9 protein-coding genes are annotated in these 16,415 nt (G+C 68.1%); 7 read left to right on the top strand and 2 right to left on the bottom strand.

Annotated features, from left to right (window positions below; translation table 11 throughout):
• Window positions 1-5: 5 nt before the first annotated feature.
• A complete protein-coding gene (locus AB0M74_RS14915; protein ID WP_364906739.1) occupies window positions 6-1,952 on the bottom strand; it encodes an IniB N-terminal domain-containing protein in 1,947 nt (648 codons plus the stop codon).
• A 312-nt stretch (window positions 1,953-2,264) separates the two neighbouring features.
• On the opposite strand from AB0M74_RS14915, the gene AB0M74_RS14910 reads away from it, so the two are divergent.
• The 6 genes from AB0M74_RS14910 (at window position 2,265) to AB0M74_RS14885 (ending at window position 12,064) form a co-directional block, all read left to right on the top strand.
• Complete coding sequence (locus tag AB0M74_RS14910) at window positions 2,265-4,088, top strand: Hsp70 family protein (RefSeq protein WP_364906737.1); 1,824 nt, start codon at window positions 2,265-2,267, stop codon at window positions 4,086-4,088.
• A complete protein-coding gene (locus tag AB0M74_RS14905; RefSeq protein WP_364906735.1) occupies window positions 4,081-6,735 on the top strand; it encodes a LuxR C-terminal-related transcriptional regulator in 2,655 nt (884 codons plus the stop codon). Before AB0M74_RS14910 ends, AB0M74_RS14905 begins: the two co-directional genes overlap by 8 nt.
• Window positions 6,736-6,770: 35 nt before the next feature.
• Window positions 6,771-7,913 (top strand): hypothetical protein, encoded by a 1,143-nt coding sequence (locus AB0M74_RS14900; protein ID WP_364906733.1) that lies wholly within the window; start codon window positions 6,771-6,773, stop codon window positions 7,911-7,913.
• A 167-nt stretch (window positions 7,914-8,080) separates the two neighbouring features.
• The gene (locus tag AB0M74_RS14895; protein WP_364906731.1) at window positions 8,081-9,436 is read left to right on the top strand and encodes a S1 family peptidase; all 1,356 of its coding nucleotides are present in this window, start codon (window positions 8,081-8,083) and stop codon (window positions 9,434-9,436) included.
• A 278-nt stretch (window positions 9,437-9,714) separates the two neighbouring features.
• Entirely contained in the window at window positions 9,715-11,043 is a 1,329-nt protein-coding gene (locus AB0M74_RS14890; RefSeq protein WP_364906729.1) for a S1 family peptidase, read from the top strand.
• Window positions 11,044-11,170: 127 nt separating this feature from the next.
• Entirely contained in the window at window positions 11,171-12,064 is an 894-nt protein-coding gene (locus AB0M74_RS14885) for an NRDE family protein (RefSeq protein ID WP_364906727.1), read from the top strand.
• 57 nt (window positions 12,065-12,121) lie between these two features.
• Here the strand turns inward: AB0M74_RS14885 and AB0M74_RS14880 are convergent, their stop codons facing one another.
• A complete protein-coding gene (locus AB0M74_RS14880) occupies window positions 12,122-12,862 on the bottom strand; it encodes a hypothetical protein (RefSeq protein ID WP_364906724.1) in 741 nt (246 codons plus the stop codon).
• 469 nt (window positions 12,863-13,331) lie between these two features.
• Between AB0M74_RS14880 and AB0M74_RS14875 the strand changes: the two genes are divergently transcribed.
• Entirely contained in the window at window positions 13,332-16,409 is a 3,078-nt protein-coding gene (locus AB0M74_RS14875) for a heterodisulfide reductase-related iron-sulfur binding cluster (RefSeq protein ID WP_364906722.1), read from the top strand.
• Window positions 16,410-16,415 lie beyond the last annotated feature (6 nt).

Below are 16,415 nucleotides of genomic sequence, written 5' to 3'. Positions count from 1 at the left end.
CTCCCTCAGTGCAGGAACGCATCGCCGTGCAGGTCCCCGGCACCGTGTTCGGCGACGTCGGCACCCCCATGTGTGTCGGAGAACAGGCTGGAATCGCCGTGCGCATCGACCGAACTGTCCAGGCCCGAACCGAACGCACTCGAAACATCCAGCGACGACCAGGTATTCGCGGTCGAAGAAGCGGTCGACCCGATATCGCCGCCGAGATCCGCCGCGCCGTGTGCCCCGGCGTCCGCCGCACCATGCGCTCCGGTCCCCACCGAAACACCCGCCCCCGCAGCCGTTTCCAGCCCGGAATGCACAGTTCCACCAACACCTGTGGACAACCCGCCGCCGAGATCGCCTGCCGTGCCGATCCCCGTCGACAATCCATCGTCGATCGCGCCGCCGATCCCTGTCTCGAGGCCGGTGCCCAGGTGTGTCCCCGCGTCCGCAGCACCACCGACACCAGCGGACAGGCCCGTATCGGCAGCAGCGCCGATTCCCGTCGAAAGTCCCGTCTCCAGCCCACTCGCCGTCTGCGCACCGGCGCCAAGGGCACCTCCGAGGCCGGCGGCCAGGCCGGTGTCCGCGTGCGCGCCCGCATCGACAGCACCACCCAGACCTGCGCCCGCCTGCACACCAGCGTCGAGACCGGTCGACACTTGGCCACCGGCGTCGAGGGCGCCGCCGATGCCCGTCGTCAACCCCGTCTCCAAGCCCGTGCCGACGTCCACCGCACCGCCGAGACCGGTGGTCAGTCCATCACCCAGATCAGCATCGGCACCGAGCGCGGCGGACAAACTGGATTCCAGCCCGGCCCCCACCTGTGCACCGGAACCAACCGTGCCACCGAGACCTGCCCCCAGCTGCGTTCCCGCATCGAGGACACCAGTGAGGCCGGTGGTGACACCCGCACCAAGATCGGTTCCCACCTGGGCTCCGGCATCAACGGCTCCGTCGAGCGCCGTCTCCACACCGGTCACCGTTTGCGCACCTCCGTGCAGCGCGCCGTTCAGCCCGGTCGAAATACCGGCACCGAGATCGGCGCCTGCCTGCACAGCGCCCCCGACACCGGTCCCGAGGTCCACACCCGCGCCCAGAACACCATCGAGGCCCGCCCCCACATCAGCACCCGCCTGCGCGCCCGCACCGAGCACACCGCCGAGACCGGTGGACAAGCCCGCCTTCACATCGGTCCCGAGCTGAGCACCCGCATCGAGCACACCCTCGAGGCCGGTGGTGACACCAGCGCCCAGATCCGTTCCCAGCTGCGCGCCGGCGCCGAGAGTGGCACCGAGCCCGGTTTCGAGGCCGGTCGCGGCCTGCGCGCCCGCGTCCAGCACACCACTGAGATCGGCCGCGACATTCCCGCCGAGACCAGCACCGGCATCGACTCCGCCCGGCAGGCCGGTGGACAACCCGGCACCGAGGTCCGCGACGACCTGCGCGCCCGCGCCGACGACCGCACCGAGGTCGGTGCCCAGTGCACCGCCGAGGCCGGCCGTCAGGTCGGCGCCCGCATTCGCGAGGCCATCGAGACCTGCGGAAACACCGGCGCCGATGTCGGCACCGAGTTGCAGGCCCGCGCCGATCGCGGTGTCCAGTCCAGAGGTCAGATCGAGGTCGACTCCGGTTCCGGCCTGCAAGCCGAGGTCGATATCGTTGCGCAGACCGCCGCCGAGATTCAGGCCAGCGTCGGCGGCGGCGCCTGCTCCGGCGGTGACCGCAGCGACAGCGCCTGCGTTCACCGCGGCCTGCGAACCGGCCGCGATGATCGACGACAGCTGCGAGCCACCGCTGACCAGCGCCGATTCCGCGACCATCGGGGCGACGGCGGCGATGTCCTCGGGCGTCACATCGGGCAGACCGGCCGCGACCAGCGCCTGACAGGGGTTGGCGCAGTAGGCCACCGCGGCGTCGTGGTGGCGTAGCAGGTTGAGAATGAACTCCAGAATCGCGTTGGGCGTCATCGAAATCATCTCCTGGATGAGCGGACCCTCGCGATCCGCGGTCGTTGGAATGCATTTCACGCTAAGGACCCAACGCGTTACTTCGAAACGGGGCGAACCCCTACTGTCCGCCGTCGATACCCGTTAGGGACCGGAAGACCATTAGGGGAATTTCCCCGAACATGCCCCGATTCAGTAACGGCGGACCGCCAGCAACCGACAGAACTGACGGATCCACAAGATCCACCCACACGAACACGGAGCCCTTTTCCGCAGCGGTGGGACACCCAACAGCGCCATCGGACCAGACAGTTTTTCGAACGGGGTTCTCGAATGACAGAGCGTCTGGCGCTCGGCATCACAGTCGGAGCGTCGAATTCGGTCGCCGTCGCGGCGACCGGGGATATCAGTGATGGGGTTGACGGACCCGCAGGTAGCGGCGCTGTTTTGACCCGCCCGAGCGTCCTGCGCCTGGGCGCGGACACCACGCCCGCCTTCGGCACGGACGCCCGCGCCACCGGCAGGCATTCCAGCGACGTGGTGCTCGAGGGCTTCCTCGACCGGGTCGGCGATCCAGTCGGCATCCTGGCCGAGGACGGCACCAGCTACGGCGCGGCGGACCTGATGGCCACGGCCGTCGGTTGCCTGATCGACGAAATCGATACCGAGGCAACGCAAGACGGCTCGGCCACGATCGCGTGCCATCCGGCGTGGTGGTCGCGGCACACCGTCGATATGCAACGCGCCGCGCTGGATAAGGCGGGCCTGCGTGAGGTGACCCTTGTTCCGGAACCCACAGCGGCGGTGCGCTGGCTCGAAGCCACCCACGGCCCGCTCGGCGACGGCACGGTGGTCGTCTACGACCTCGGCGCCACCGGGTTGACCGTCTCGGTGGTCCGCACCGGCGAACAGGCGGCCCTGCTAGGCACACCACTGCGTACCACCGATGTGGCCGGCGCCGAATTCGATCTGCTGACCATGCGCTACGTCCTGGCTAACGCACTTCGCGGAAATGAATTCGATCCGTTCGACCCGGTCGTCGAGCGTGAATTGTCGGCATTGCGTGACCGGTGCAGAAATGCGAAAGAAGAGCTTTCCATAAATACCGCGACCGTGGTTCCGGTGCGCTTGGATCCCGTCGATCGGCGCACCGACAACATCCGGCTGGTCCGCGGCGAGCTGGAGGATCTGCTGCGCGGACCGCTGCTGAGCTCGATCGAACTGGTCCGGGATGCGGTGCAACGCGCCGGACTCGACATCGGCGATATCGGCCGGGTGCTGCTCACCGGTGGCGGCGGCGCGATTCCACTGGTTGCCGAACTGATCTCGACCGAGTTCGGCCTCCCGGTTGTGGCCGCGGCGCAGCCGGCACACACCAGCGCTCGCGGCGCCGCCGTGCTGGCCACGGATCTGCTGGCCGCCACAGTAGATCGCGAGCCGCTCGTCGCCGCGGTAGCGGTCGTGGCGAATGCCCCGGCGAAAACCGAAGAGCTACCGACGGTGTCGTGGCAGGACAAATCGCCGCCGAAGGCGGCCGCGCTGCCCGGCTCACGTATTCGCAACCTGACCGGCAGGCAGCGGGCCGCCGTCGTCGCGGGGGTGGCGGTCGTTATCGGGCTGCTGGCCACCGGCACCGTCGCGATCGGCACCGGGGCCCAACCGGAGCCGAGCCGTCCCGTATCCACCGAACAGACCACCGCAGGCACGTCGGACGCGGCGGCAACCACCGGCGCGGGAACCGGCAACCCACCGGCTCCCGCCGCAGTCGCATCGGTGGCGGACCCGGCCGGTATCGACTCGAAACCCGAAGCAGGACAACCCGGCTCCGCACCGCCGGACGCGGCATCGGTGGCCGTGGTGAACAGTGGGCCCGTTCCCGACCAGGCCGTGGCGAGTCAACAAGCGACCGGTCAGCCCGCACCGGCCAGCCCGCCGCCCGCAACGCCCGGGGCATCCCAACCAGCCCCGCAGTCACCCGCTCCGGCGCCCGCTCCGGCGCCCGCCCCCGCGCCCGCGCCGAAGCCGCATAGTCCATCGCCTGCCGACGCACTGAACAACACCGTCGACGGAGTCGTCGATGGTGTCGACGGAGTCGTCGACGGCGTCGGCGGCATTCTGCGCGCGCCCGGCCAGATCGTCGGAGGCTCCGGTGGCTGATATCGCGTTCGATACCCTCCCGTGCGCCCGCGAGATCTTCCGCGAACTGGATGCCGCCGATCAGCGCCCCGTCGTGTACCTCATCCGAGGCCGCTCGGGCACCGGTAAATCGATGTTGCTTTCGGTCATCCGCACCCGCCTGCAGGCTCGTGGGATCGCACTGCAGGACCATCCCGCGCTGCCCACCGCGCTCGAGGTCGGACCCGGCCACACCGTCCATTCGATGGTCGGTGCGCGTAGCGCGGTCGGTGCCGAGGCAGGCAATGGGGGCCGCGCATCCCGTATCCTGCCCGCCGCCGACGCCAGGCAGGCTCGCGCCGAAACCACACGGGCGCGGCCGGCCCTGATCATCGACAACGCCGAGACCTTGAGCCACGCCGAGCTCGAAAACCTCTGCGCGACAGTCGCATCCGGCCGCTACACGATGGTGATCGCCGCCCAGCCCCGCCCACACGACCCGTCCCTGCGCAAGCTCGCCGACACGGTGGCGCGCCGCGGCCGGGTGGTCGACCTGCGTGCCCTCGGCGTAAGCGATATCGCGCCGTTCGCCCGCGAGCTCGGCATGGCGGTACCGCGCCCGGTGGCGCAGCACATCCACCTGCAGACCGCCGGCAATCGCAGTGGCGTGGTCGCGGCACTCACCGCGGCCTGTTCGGCACGGCTCGACGCGGGTGTCGGCGCCGTCGACGACGCGGTCGCGGGCTGGGCACGCGCCATGTTGGACAACGTGGCGCCCGACCTGCTCGAGACCATGGTCGTGGCGACCACCGGCACCGGCCTCGATGCGACCGAGCTGGCCGAGGTGCTCGGCATCGACACGGCCGCCGCGCAGGATCTCATCGATAGAGCCCGGGCAAGCGCCCTGGTGACCGATGCCGATCTGCTGCTCGGCCCCGCCATCGCACCCCTGCGCACGGTGCTCGGCGACCGGCGGTTCGTCGCGGTCCAGCGCAGGCTGCTGACCGCGCGATTGGACGCGGGCCTCATGCGCGACCACACCGCGCTGCAACTGGCCGAATCCGGCGTGCGCGACCAGCAACTTGCCGAATTCCTGTGTGCCGCTGCGGCAAAGGCGGGTCGCGACGCGGTGCGCTACTACGCCGCGGCCGCCGCGGCAGGCGCCGACCCGGACATCATCGCGCTGCGCTGGGCCGAGGCGGCAGCCTGTATCGGCGACAGCGACACAGCGATGCGTCTTGCCGAACCGGTGCTGGTCCGTTCGGGTGTCAGCGCACCAGAACTCGCCGCGGCCGTGCGGATTTGCGCGGCGGTGCTGACACGACGCGGTCTGGTCGGGCGGGCGGCGCAGTTGTACTCCTGGCTCGGATCTCACCGCATCGGCGCGGATTGGGCGGTCGGCGCGACCGTTCTATACCTCGCGGGCGATGTACGTGGCGCCGCGGAGATGTCGCATTCGGCGACGCAGTGGCCACCGACCGAGGCCAACGCACACGCTCGGCTGATCGCCACAGCACTCGCACAGACCATTGTCGATCACGAAAACGGTACCGCCGCAGCGGTTTCCGCGGTCGTCCACGCGGCGCAGGCCGATTCGGGAGTCGACAGGTTCCTGCCGTGCACCGCGGTGTCCATCGCGACTCTGCTGTGCCTGGGCACCGGTGAACCCGGCCGCGCGGAGGATGCCGTGCGCAGGGCCACCGCAAGCGGCCTGCGCTGTCACCAACTCCAGGTGCTGCAGGCGTGGGCCGCGATGCTCGGCGGCGACGAGCAGACGGCCGCGGCGACCGTCGCGGCGTTGCAACCGGGTTCGCTCGATATCCGCGACCAACTGCTCGCCCACGGCGTCGCCGTCGGCCTGGCACGGCGCAGCGGCGATCACGCCGCACTCGCCACGGCTTGGCGGGCTGCCTATCCGCTGTTCGACGACGTGGAGGCCGACCTGCTCACCATGCTGCCGATCGGCGAGCTGTGGCTCGCCGCGATCCGGCTGCGCGACGAGCGCCGGATCGCGCCGCTGGTGGAAGCCTCGTTCGCCCTGCTCCGACGCCTGGATCAACCGCCGGCCTGGGCGAATTCCTTCCACTGGTACGGCGTGCAGGCCGCGATCGCACACGAGAGTCCCGCAGAGCTGCTGCCGCACGCTCGGCTGCTCAAGACCGCGGCCGAGGCGGGCGACCGGTATGCCGCCGTGCTCGTCGACGCGGGCCGCACCTGGGTGCTCACGCTGCGCGGGCAGGTCGCGGTCACGCAGGTGCGGGTGGCCGTCGCCGGGCTCAGCGAGATCGGGCTGACCTGGGACGCCGCCCGGCTCGCCAGCGAGGCCGCGCTCGCCGCGGGCGACTCCACGACCGCGACCGCACTGCTCAAGCTGGCTCGCGCGGTTCGCTCCGATGCGCGTCCGCAGGAGCCCGCGGTCGGTCCGCCGGCGCCCGGCGCGGCGCCGAATGGTCGGGAGCTCGCCGCGTCCGCACCGGCAGCGACGGCGATCCTCAGCGAACGCGAACGGGAAGTCGCCGAACTCGTACTGCTAGGTTTGACCTATCGGGAGATCGGCGCACGCCTGTACATTTCCGCGAAGACGGTAGAGCATCACGTCGCCCGCATCCGGCGCCGTATCGGTGCCAGGTCCCGTTCGGAGCTTTTGTCTATGCTCCGCGCCATGGGACACGGCTCGCTGCTGGTGTGACGGGTCGCGGACTGATCCGAAGCGAGGTAACGAGGATGGCCACAGGCGTCGGCCTGCGCATCGCCGAGAACAATTGCACCGCGGCGATTGTTACCGACGCCGGTGAACCGCAATTCATCATCCGCGAGTCGATCCTGTACATGTCCGACGACGGCGACACCGTCCTGGGCGGACCGGCGCCGGCCGATCACTCGCATTCCATCACCGAGTTCGTTTCCCGGGTCGGCGATCCGGCCGGTATCCCGGTCGACGATGGCGAGGCCTACCGTGCCGAGGACCTGGTTGCGACAGCACTGTTCTGCCTGATCAATATGGCGGCCGAATATTTGAACGGCCCGGCCGAGTTCTATGCGACCCATCCCGCCGAATGGCCGCCGCTCTACGTCCAGGCCTTGCGCGATTCGCTCGACTATCTCGGCCTGCGCTCGGTGGTGCTGGTCAGCGAAGGCGACTTGCCCGGCACCGATATCGGCGACCCGGAGGCGGCGTTGGCCTACGACGCCGCCCGCGCGGCGCTGGCCTCGGTGCTGGCGACACCGGCGGGCAGCACCCCGCCCGATCCGAGCGACGCCGAGAACTCGACCGTGGTCACCGACGTGATTCCCGCGGTGCCCGCCCCCGGGTCGCAACAAATGCAGGCCTACTCGGCGGCGTTGCCGATCGCCGACCCGATCCTCGCGCAACTACCGACCCAAGCGGTGCCGCAGTCGCCGGCCGCGCCGAAGACCACCGCTCCGAAGACCACCGCAGAGCCCGGCCGCACCACTCCGCTGCTGATCGCGGCGGCGGTAGCGATCGGGTTGGTGCTCGGTGGTTTCGGCGTATCGGTGCTGTTCCGCGATACCGGAAAGACCCCGGTGCCGACAGTGCGCGACGCCAAGTCCGACCCGGTGAGTGTGACCCCGACGCCACCGGCGCCACCGGTCGAGCTCCCCACCGTGCCCGTCACAACACCCCCGCCGACCACGGAACCGGTGGTCATCACCCGCACGGTCGAGTCGGAAACGACCGAGCCGCCGGTCCCCACGACCACCGAACCACCGGAAACCACCACCGAGCCAACGACGACCGCGCAGCGGACAACCACCGCCCGGCCGACTCGAACCACCAACCCCTTCCGTTACATGGTGCCCACGCCGTGGCGACGGCCCACCACGGAGATCACACGTCCTCGCTGATTTAGTAGAGCCCAACCCCGGTTTGTGCCCTAAAGTGATCCGCTGACCGGTGTTGCCGGAAAATTTTCCGACCACCGGTCTGTTGCTGGACGAGGACTGTGCGCCAACGGATTCAGCCTGTGGCCCACGGATGTAGCTGGCACACCCCGTGCCGACGAAGGGACTTCATGCGCAAGTTGGTGGCGCGCAGCGCCGCGGTCAAGGCAGCAGCAGTCGGATGCGCCGCGACCGTTTTCCTCGCTCCATTCCTCGGCGTCACCACCGCATCGGCCACCCCGACGCAGCTGCCCGCGGAAAATCTGCCCGCCGAATTGGTGCAGGCTATTTCGCGTGATCTGAAGATGACACCCGCGGAGTATCTGGAACGGTCCGCCCGCGCTCAGCAGCTCAGCGAATACGCGCGTGACTTCCGGTCCGAACGTCCCGATTCCTACGCAGGCGCGTGGATCGGCACCGACGGCAAGCCGTTCGTCGCGGTCACCTCGCTGGATGCCGCCAAGATCGCCTCGGCCGCCGGTTACCAGACCCGCCTCGCTCCGGTCTCGGCGAACGCACTGGAAAACTCCCTGATGCAGCTGAATCAGTGGATCAACACGCTGCCGCGTGAGCTGTCCAGCACGATCAACTCCGTCGCCGTCGACTTCCTCAACAGCCAGCTCGTCCTCACCGTCGCGAACACCCCGGCCGGCCATGTGCTGAACCTGCCGACGCTCATCGCCAACGTGAAGGTCATTCTGTCGCCGGGCAGCGGCGGCCCGATCGAGCGCCGCCCGATGGGCGGCGACACCTACATCAGCGCCCCCACCTCGCTGCACAATGCCGAGCTACGCAGCGTCGATGTGTGCTCGTTCGGCTTCAACGGCGTGGACGCCGCGGGCACTGCGCTCAACATCAGCGCAGGCCACTGCGATCCGAACCTCGGCAAGGGCGACCAACAGGCAGGCGTCTACCTGCCCAACGTCAAGGACATTCCGAACAGCCCCGAGGTCGGCACCTTCGTGCGGGCGAAGCTCGGCGGGCCGACCGCATTGGACTATTCGGTCATCAAGCTGAACGAGCGCGCGGTCAAGGCCGGCATGGATCAGCCTTCGGTGCGCGGCTCCAACGGCACCACACTGACCATCACCGGCACCGCCGACCCGGTAACGGGTGCGCCGGTGTGCAAGTCGGGGCAGTCCTCCACCTTCACCTGTGGGTTCGTGGTGGCAGATCGCGTCGAGACCCAGCTGTTCACCGCAGAAGGGGTGAGCAAGACCGTGCGCGGCTTCGCCAGCTCGGCGTGCACCCTCGGCGGCGACAGCGGAGGCGCGATCTTCACCGGCACCCTCGCGCTCGGCATCACCAGCGGCTCCAACGCCGCCGATGCACCGAATTGCAACGACGCGAACGTCGGTCTGGCCCAGTACGGCGGCACCGCCTCGCTCGGCATTCCGATCCGTGCGATCCTCGCCGACATCGACGAATCCTCGGGCGGCGGACTCGGCAGCGGTGTGGAGTTGCGTACCAAGCAGGCTGCCGGATAAGCGGCTGCCTCGCTGCGCTGGGCCCAGCAACGGCTACGGCTATGTCGCCTTCGCTCGGCCCAGCACAGCTACGTCACCTTCACATCGGCCCAGCGCGGCTACGGCCGCGTCGCCTTCACGTCGGCCCGGCTCGGCTGTCGGCGGACTTCGTCCGATAGCGCGACCAGGCCTGTCAGAGCCCGCTCACCCGGGACGTGTCATCGGTTACGTCCACGTCGACCGAATCGTCACTCCGTGATAAGTAGGCAGGCCCGGGCCGGAGCCCATATAGTCTGGGAATGCTCCTGCCACGTATAGGTCAGCTCCGATCAGCTGCGCGACAGACCCGGGTCCGAAAATCAGTAATCGCCGCCTCGGCGGCGATTCTGCTGTTCGGTCCCACAGCAGCAGTAGCGACGGCACAACCCGACCCGAATGCGGGACTTTCGCCCGAGCTGGCAGCGGCCGTGGCACGCGATCTGAAGATCTCGCCGGAGGAGTACCTGCACCGCGCCGACCTGGCCCAGCAGGCCGCGGCCTTCGCCACGACCGCACAGCGTCAGTACCCCCAGGTTTTCGCCGGTTCGTGGCTCAACGACGCGGGCCGTGTCGTGGTGGCGCTCGCGCAGGGATCCGGCATCGACGACGCACGCAAGGCCGCCGATTCGGCCGGATTCGAAGTTCGCAACGTCGCCAAGAGCGAGGCTGCGCTGCGCGGTGAGAAGACCGCGTTCGAGCGGTGGCTCGACGGGCAGCCCGAGGCGGTGTCCGCGCTGGTGCGCGGCGCGGTGATCGACACCGTCAACAACAGCATCGCGGTGCGGGTCGACCAGCCTGGTCTGCCGATGCCGAGTTTCATCGATCCGGCGCGGGTCATCGTGATGGCTCCGCCGGTGGCGAGCGAGCCCGCGAACCTGCCGCGGGCCGGCGAGATCGCCGGTGAGGCCCGTGGCGCGCTGTCCGGCGGCGACGGCTTCGCCTCGATCGGCGGGGACACGTCGCTGCGTTGCTCGTTCGGCTTCAACGGCACCGACCGGTCCGGCAACACCGTGAACATCACTGCGGGCCACTGCAACCCCGACATCGCCTCGGCGGGCAGTGGTAATGCGGCGGGCGTTTTCGAGCTGCACGGCGATCGCGCGGGCGCGCAACTCGGCACGTTCCAGAAGTCGGTACTCGGCGCGCAGGACTACTCGATCGTTCGGATCAACGACCAGGCCAAGGGCCGCTTCGAGAACAACGGCGTGCGGGTGCCCGGCCGGGGGCCGGTGCTCGTCGACGGTATCGCCACGCCGGTCGTCGGTGCGCCGGTCTGCAAGTCCGGTTCGCGTACCGGCTTCAGCTGCGGTGTCGTCAATGCCGTCGACCAGACCGTGCAGGTCGGCGATCGTGAGCTCACTCAGAGCTTCTCGGCCAACATCTGCGCGCTGCCAGGCGACAGCGGCGGCCCGATCGTGACCGGCCGGATGGCGCTGGGCATCTCCAGCGCGTCCTCGGTGGCCGACTTCCCGATCTGCGAGATCCCCAACCTGATCGGTGCCCTCACCGGCAATGTGCCGCAGCTGTTCGCGCAGCCGGTCAGCGTGGTCCTCTCGGACAACCCGGGTCTGCGGATTCGCACCAACTGATCCTCGGGTCACGCAAAGGCCGGCAGCGAGTCGCTGTCGGCCTTTTTGCTGTCACTGCGCTGTTCTATCGGCCATCCGAGGATGAATGCGCTGTCAGCGCCCGGTAGGTTCCGGCATCCTGGACTACATGTGTTTGGTTTTGCTCGGCTGGCGTGCACATCCGGAGTACCGGTTGATCGTCGCGGCCAACCGCGACGAGTTCTACACCAGGCCGACCGAATCGATGCGGTGGTGGCCGGAGGTGCACGGCCTGCTGGCCGGACGCGATCTCGGGGCCACCGGCAAGGCGGCGGGTGACCCGCCGGGCACCTGGCTCGGCCTGACGCGAGAGGCGCAGGGACGCAATCGCTTCGCCACCGTGACCAACGTCCGCAACCCGAACGGCGAACGGGCCGACGCCCGTTCGCGTGGCGCGCTGCTGATGGATTTTCTGCGCGGCGCCGACGACCGCCATCCCAGCGGCAGATTCCCCGGCCCCGAAAAGTACGTTCTCGACGTCGCTGCGGCACCAGATGACTACAACGGGTACAACTTGGTGGTCTCGGACCTCGAATCGCTCTGGTGGCATTCCAACCGCAGTGCGACCCCGCCGCGCGAGCTGATGCCGGGCTTTCACGGTCTGTCCAACGGCACCTTCCTGGCCTCGGCGGCGCCGGGACCCGCAACGGCATTGGAAGCGCCGCAACCCATCTGGCCCAAAATGCGCGACGGCGTCCTCGGTCTGCGCGCCGTCGTCGAGACCGATCCCGGTGATATCGACCGATACTTCGATGTCCTCGCCGACCGCGCCGAGGCGCCGGACGATCAATTGCCGCACACCGGCATTCCGCTGTCGCTGGAGCGGGCGGTATCCGCCAGATTCGTCGCGCATCTGCTGCACGGCACCCGGGCGAGCACGGTGCTGCTGGTGCGCGAAGACGGGACGTTCGAGATGGCCGAGCGTTCATTCGGACGATTCGGGCGCGATACGAGCGAGGAATCGTTCAGCGGGAGTTTGGATTTGCGGGAGCGTCAGGCCTGAGAACACAAAACCGGCCCGCCCTCCAGAGGAGAGCAGGCCGGTCGAGTCTGGTACGAACTATTTCGGCTGCTGATCCGACGCGGGCGCCGCAGCGGGTGCCGCCACCGGCTTCTCGGCCCACTTCGTGGTGCCGTCCGGCGCCTGAATGGTGTTGAGCAGTTCCAATCCCGCCGCAACCAGCGTCGGACCACCGACGGCGATGGTGCCCAGAATGCCGCCGATGCCGGCACCGGTCAACAGACCAGGAAGGCAGCCGACCGGGATAGAGATGATGCAGCCGGCGATCGCGCCGATCGCGGTACCGATGAACCCACCGACCGCGGTCGCGATGCCGAAGTTGCTGGCGAATTCGTTCTGCGCGCGCTGGTTTTCGATCGGCGACGCGACTTCCTTGGCGACCACCGGCTTCGCGACGACCGGCTTGGTCGACACCGCGAGATCCGCGGGCTTTTCCGGAGTGACCTCGAGCACGGTGTCGTCGTTCTTCATTTCCGCTTTGACCGGCACGAGCTTGCCGTCGACGTCCACGTTCAGCGGGAACGAGACGAGGGTGTTGCCCTTGACGTCACGCACGTTGGCAACCGTGGACTTCGGGTCGTCGACAGTCGCGCCGGGCTCCTCGGTCAGCGAGAAGGTTCCACCCTTGAGGGTTGCTACAACGACCTTGTCAACCAGCTTGACGGAGTAGCTGAGGGGCTGGGGCGCCGCAGGTGCAGGCTCAGCGTGTGCGGTGCCGAGGCTGATGGTCATCGCACCGATGACCAACGCCGAAGCCGCAGTGGTTCTGCGGAGATTCATTCAGTTTCCAATCCATCATTCACGGTTGTTCCCGAGCCTTCTCCAGCACGCGAGAGCTCATTCAACCCAATGCGGTCTGACCTTGGGTTCTCCCCGAGCGGTGTGGAAGACAGGCACAGCAATAGAACGGACGTGAGCGTAATCGAACCGTCATGAAGATGCGAGATGCATTACTAGCCCTGGGAACACAAAGGACTAAGCCTGTCCTTATCTACAGGAACGCATGGGTCGACGTTTACGGTGGTGGTCGGCAGTAGACACCGTAGGATTGCCCGAATTTATGTGACATTCCTCACGTCAAAATACTGGCCAGAGCCCCAGCGTGAGGGGGTTCCGACCAGCTTGCGATCGTACGATGGACACTAGTTGTTACCGGTGGGTAACTTACTGGCGGTTAGGATACGAGCCAACCGAGGCGGCGCATGGCCGCCCTCGACACTCGTGTTGCCTCTAAAAGAAAGGTCGCGACATGAATGCCCTGACAGTGACGCTGGGCACGATTGGGGCGACGCTCAGCCTCCTGTGTTGGGCGTCGTTCTTCGGCGGCGTGCGGAATATCGTCCGTGCCATCATGATCGGCCAAGGCGCGCCGGACCGTTGGCGACCGTTCTTCCCTCGCTTCAAGCAGATGCTCGTGGAGTTCATCGCGCACACTCGTATGAACAAATTCCGCACCGTCGGCTGGGCGCACTGGCTGGTGATGGTCGGCTTCCTCGGCGGCTTCATGCTGTGGTTCGAGGCATACGGCCAGACCTTCGATCCAGAGTTCCACTGGCCGATCATCGGCGGCTGGGCGATCTACCACCTGTGGGACGAGATCCTCGGCATCGGCACCGTGGTCGGCATCTCGGCGTTGATCATCATCCGTCAGCTCAATCACCCCAGGGTGCCCGAGCGGCTGGCCCGCTTTACCGGCTCGAAGTTCGCACCCGCCTACGTGATCGAATCGATCGTGTTGCTCGAGGGTCTGGGCATGATCTTCGTGAAGGCGGGCAAGATCGCCGCCTACGGACACTCGAACCCGGCCACCGATTTCTTCACCATGCGGGTGGCCGAGCTGCTGCCCGCGAGCGCCACCATGGTCGCGCTGTTCGCGTTCGTGAAGCTGATGTCCGGCATGGCCTTCCTGTACCTGGTCGGCCGCAACACCACATGGGGTGTTGCATGGCACCGGTTCTCGGCGTTCCCGAACATCTACTTCAAGCGTGAAGACGACGGCGGCGTCGCGCTCGGCGCGGCAAAGCCGATGATGTCCAAGGGACAACCGGTCGACATGGAGTCGGCCGATCCGGACAACGACACCTTCGGCGCCGGTCGGATCGAGGACTTCTCGTGGAAGGGCTGGCTGGACTTCACCACCTGCACCGAGTGCGGTCGCTGCCAGTCCCAATGCCCGGCCTGGAACACCGGCAAACCGCTGTCGCCGAAGCTGTTGATCATGTCGCTGCGTGACCACGGCTACGCGAAGGCCCCCTACCTGCTGGCCGGCGGCCGCAAGGACATGGGCGGCGACGAGGTCGGTCTGGTCGACGGCGAGGGCAACCCGAACGAGGCCGCGCTGGCGAAGATCTCGGAGGCGGCGAAGGCCGAGGCCGAGCGTCCCCTGGTCGGGGACATCGAAGCGGGCGGCATCATCGATCCGGAGGTGCTGTGGTCGTGCACCACCTGCGGTGCGTGCGTCGAGCAGTGCCCGGTCGATATCGAGCACGTCGATCACATCATCGATATGCGCCGCTACCAGGTGCTGATCGAGTCGGAGTTCCCCTCCGAGCTGGCCGGATTGTTCAAGAACCTCGAGAACAAGGGCAACCCGTGGGGCCAGAACTCCAAGGACCGGCTCAACTGGATCAACGAGATGGACTTCCAGATCCCGGTCTTCGGTAAAGACGCCGACAGCTTCGACGGCTACGAGTACCTGTTCTGGGTCGGTTGCGCAGGCGCCTACGAGGACCGCGCGAAGAAGACCACCAAGGCCGTGGCCGAGTTGCTTGCCACCGCCGGGGTGAAGTTCATGGTGCTCGGCGCGGAGGAAACCTGCACCGGTGACTCCGCCCGCCGCGCGGGCAACGAATTCCTGTTCCAGCAGTTGGCCGCGCAGAACATCGAGGTGTTGAACTCGGTCTTCGAGGGCGTGGAACAGAGCCGCAAGAAGATCGTCGTCACCTGCGCGCACTGCTTCAATGCGTTGAACAACGAATACCCCCAGGTCGGTGGCAACTACGAGGTCGTGCACCACACCCAGCTGTTGAACCGGCTGGTGCGGGCCAAGCAGCTGATCCCGGTCGCCTCGGTGTCGCAGAACGTCACCTACCACGACCCCTGCTACCTGGGCCGCCACAACAAGGTCTACGACGCACCGCGTGAGCTGATGGAAGCCTCCGGCTCCACCCTCGTCGAAATGCCACGCCACGGCGAACGTTCCATGTGCTGTGGCGCCGGTGGCGCCCGCATGTGGATGGAGGAACAGCTCGGCAAGCGCATCAATATCGATCGTGTCGACGAAGCGCTGTCCACCTCGCCCGCCAAGATCGCGACCGGTTGCCCGTTCTGCCGGGTGATGCTCACCGACGGTGTCACCGCGCGCCAGGAGCAAGGCCAAGGCGAAGGCGTCGAGGTCGTCGACGTCGCGCAGCTCATGCTCGACGCCATCGACCGCGTCGACGCGGGCACGTTGACCGAGAACCTGACGGTGGTGCAGGAACCGAAGGCTCCCGTGGTCGAGGAAGCCCCTGAGGCCGAGCCGGAACCGGCCCCTGTCGTGGCGACGCCGGTGGCGGCCGAGACAGCGCCAACGGGTGGCGGCTTGGCGATGAAGGGCCCGGCGAAAGCACCGGGTGGACTGGGCATGAAGGGCGCCGCGAAGGCACCGGGCGGTGGCCTGTCCATGAAGGGCGCGGCCAAGACACCCGGCGCCAAGGCATCCGACGCGGCACCGGCCGAGCCGGCCACCGCGGCTCCCGCCGCACCGGCCAAGGGCTTGGCCATGAAGGGCCCCGCGAAGGCACCCGGCGGCAAGGGCTTGGCTATGAAGGGCGCGGCGAAAGCGCCCGGCGCCAAGGCGGAATCGGCTCCGGCCGCCGAGGCCGCACCTGCGGCCGAAGCGCCGGCGGCCCCCGCGGCACCGGTGAAGGGCCTGGCGATGAAGGGCGGCGGCAAGGCTCCTGGCCTCGCCATGAAGGGCGCGGCCAAGGCACCGGGCGCCAAGGCTCCCGCGCCTGCCCAAGCACCGGCTCCCGCCGAGGCTCCGGAAACAGTGGCCGCCGAACCGGTTTCGGAACCCACCGAAACCAAGCCGACGGCACCGGTCAAGGGCCTCGCGATGAAGTCCGGCTTCAAGCGCCCCGGCCCCAAGGCACCGGGCAACGCAGCCGCACCCGCCGAACCGCCCCACTCGACGGCACCGACCGCCGAGACACCGGTGGAATCAGCTCCGGAACCCGAGCAGCCGGCCAACGGCAACGCAACCCCCGAAGCCACTCCCCCGGCCGCCAAGCCCGGCGGCCTCGGCTTCAAGTCCGGAGCGAAGGCACCGGGCCGCAAGAACTGACGGCAA

Source organism: Nocardia sp. NPDC051463, from assembly GCF_040681975.1.
Classification (GTDB): Bacteria; Actinomycetota; Actinomycetes; order Mycobacteriales; family Mycobacteriaceae; genus Nocardia.
This window is presented reverse-complemented; position numbering and strand designations above follow the sequence as displayed.

What these genes read in the sequence shown, in the direction of transcription:
- AB0M74_RS14890 (WP_364906729.1), top strand. Translation starts at nt 9,715, where the DNA reads ATGCTCCTGCCACGTATAGGTCAGCTCCGATCAGCTGCGCGACAGACC.
- AB0M74_RS14900 (WP_364906733.1), top strand. Translation starts at nt 6,771, where the DNA reads ATGGCCACAGGCGTCGGCCTGCGCATCGCCGAGAACAATTGCACCGCG.
- AB0M74_RS14875 (WP_364906722.1), top strand. Translation starts at nt 13,332, where the DNA reads ATGAATGCCCTGACAGTGACGCTGGGCACGATTGGGGCGACGCTCAGC.
- AB0M74_RS14885 (WP_364906727.1), top strand. Translation starts at nt 11,171, where the DNA reads ATGTGTTTGGTTTTGCTCGGCTGGCGTGCACATCCGGAGTACCGGTTG.
- AB0M74_RS14895 (WP_364906731.1), top strand. Translation starts at nt 8,081, where the DNA reads ATGCGCAAGTTGGTGGCGCGCAGCGCCGCGGTCAAGGCAGCAGCAGTC.
- AB0M74_RS14910 (WP_364906737.1), top strand. Translation starts at nt 2,265, where the DNA reads ATGACAGAGCGTCTGGCGCTCGGCATCACAGTCGGAGCGTCGAATTCG.
- AB0M74_RS14915 (WP_364906739.1), bottom strand. Translation starts at nt 1,952, where the DNA reads ATGACGCCCAACGCGATTCTGGAGTTCATTCTCAACCTGCTACGCCAC.
- AB0M74_RS14880 (WP_364906724.1), bottom strand. Translation starts at nt 12,862, where the DNA reads ATGAATCTCCGCAGAACCACTGCGGCTTCGGCGTTGGTCATCGGTGCG.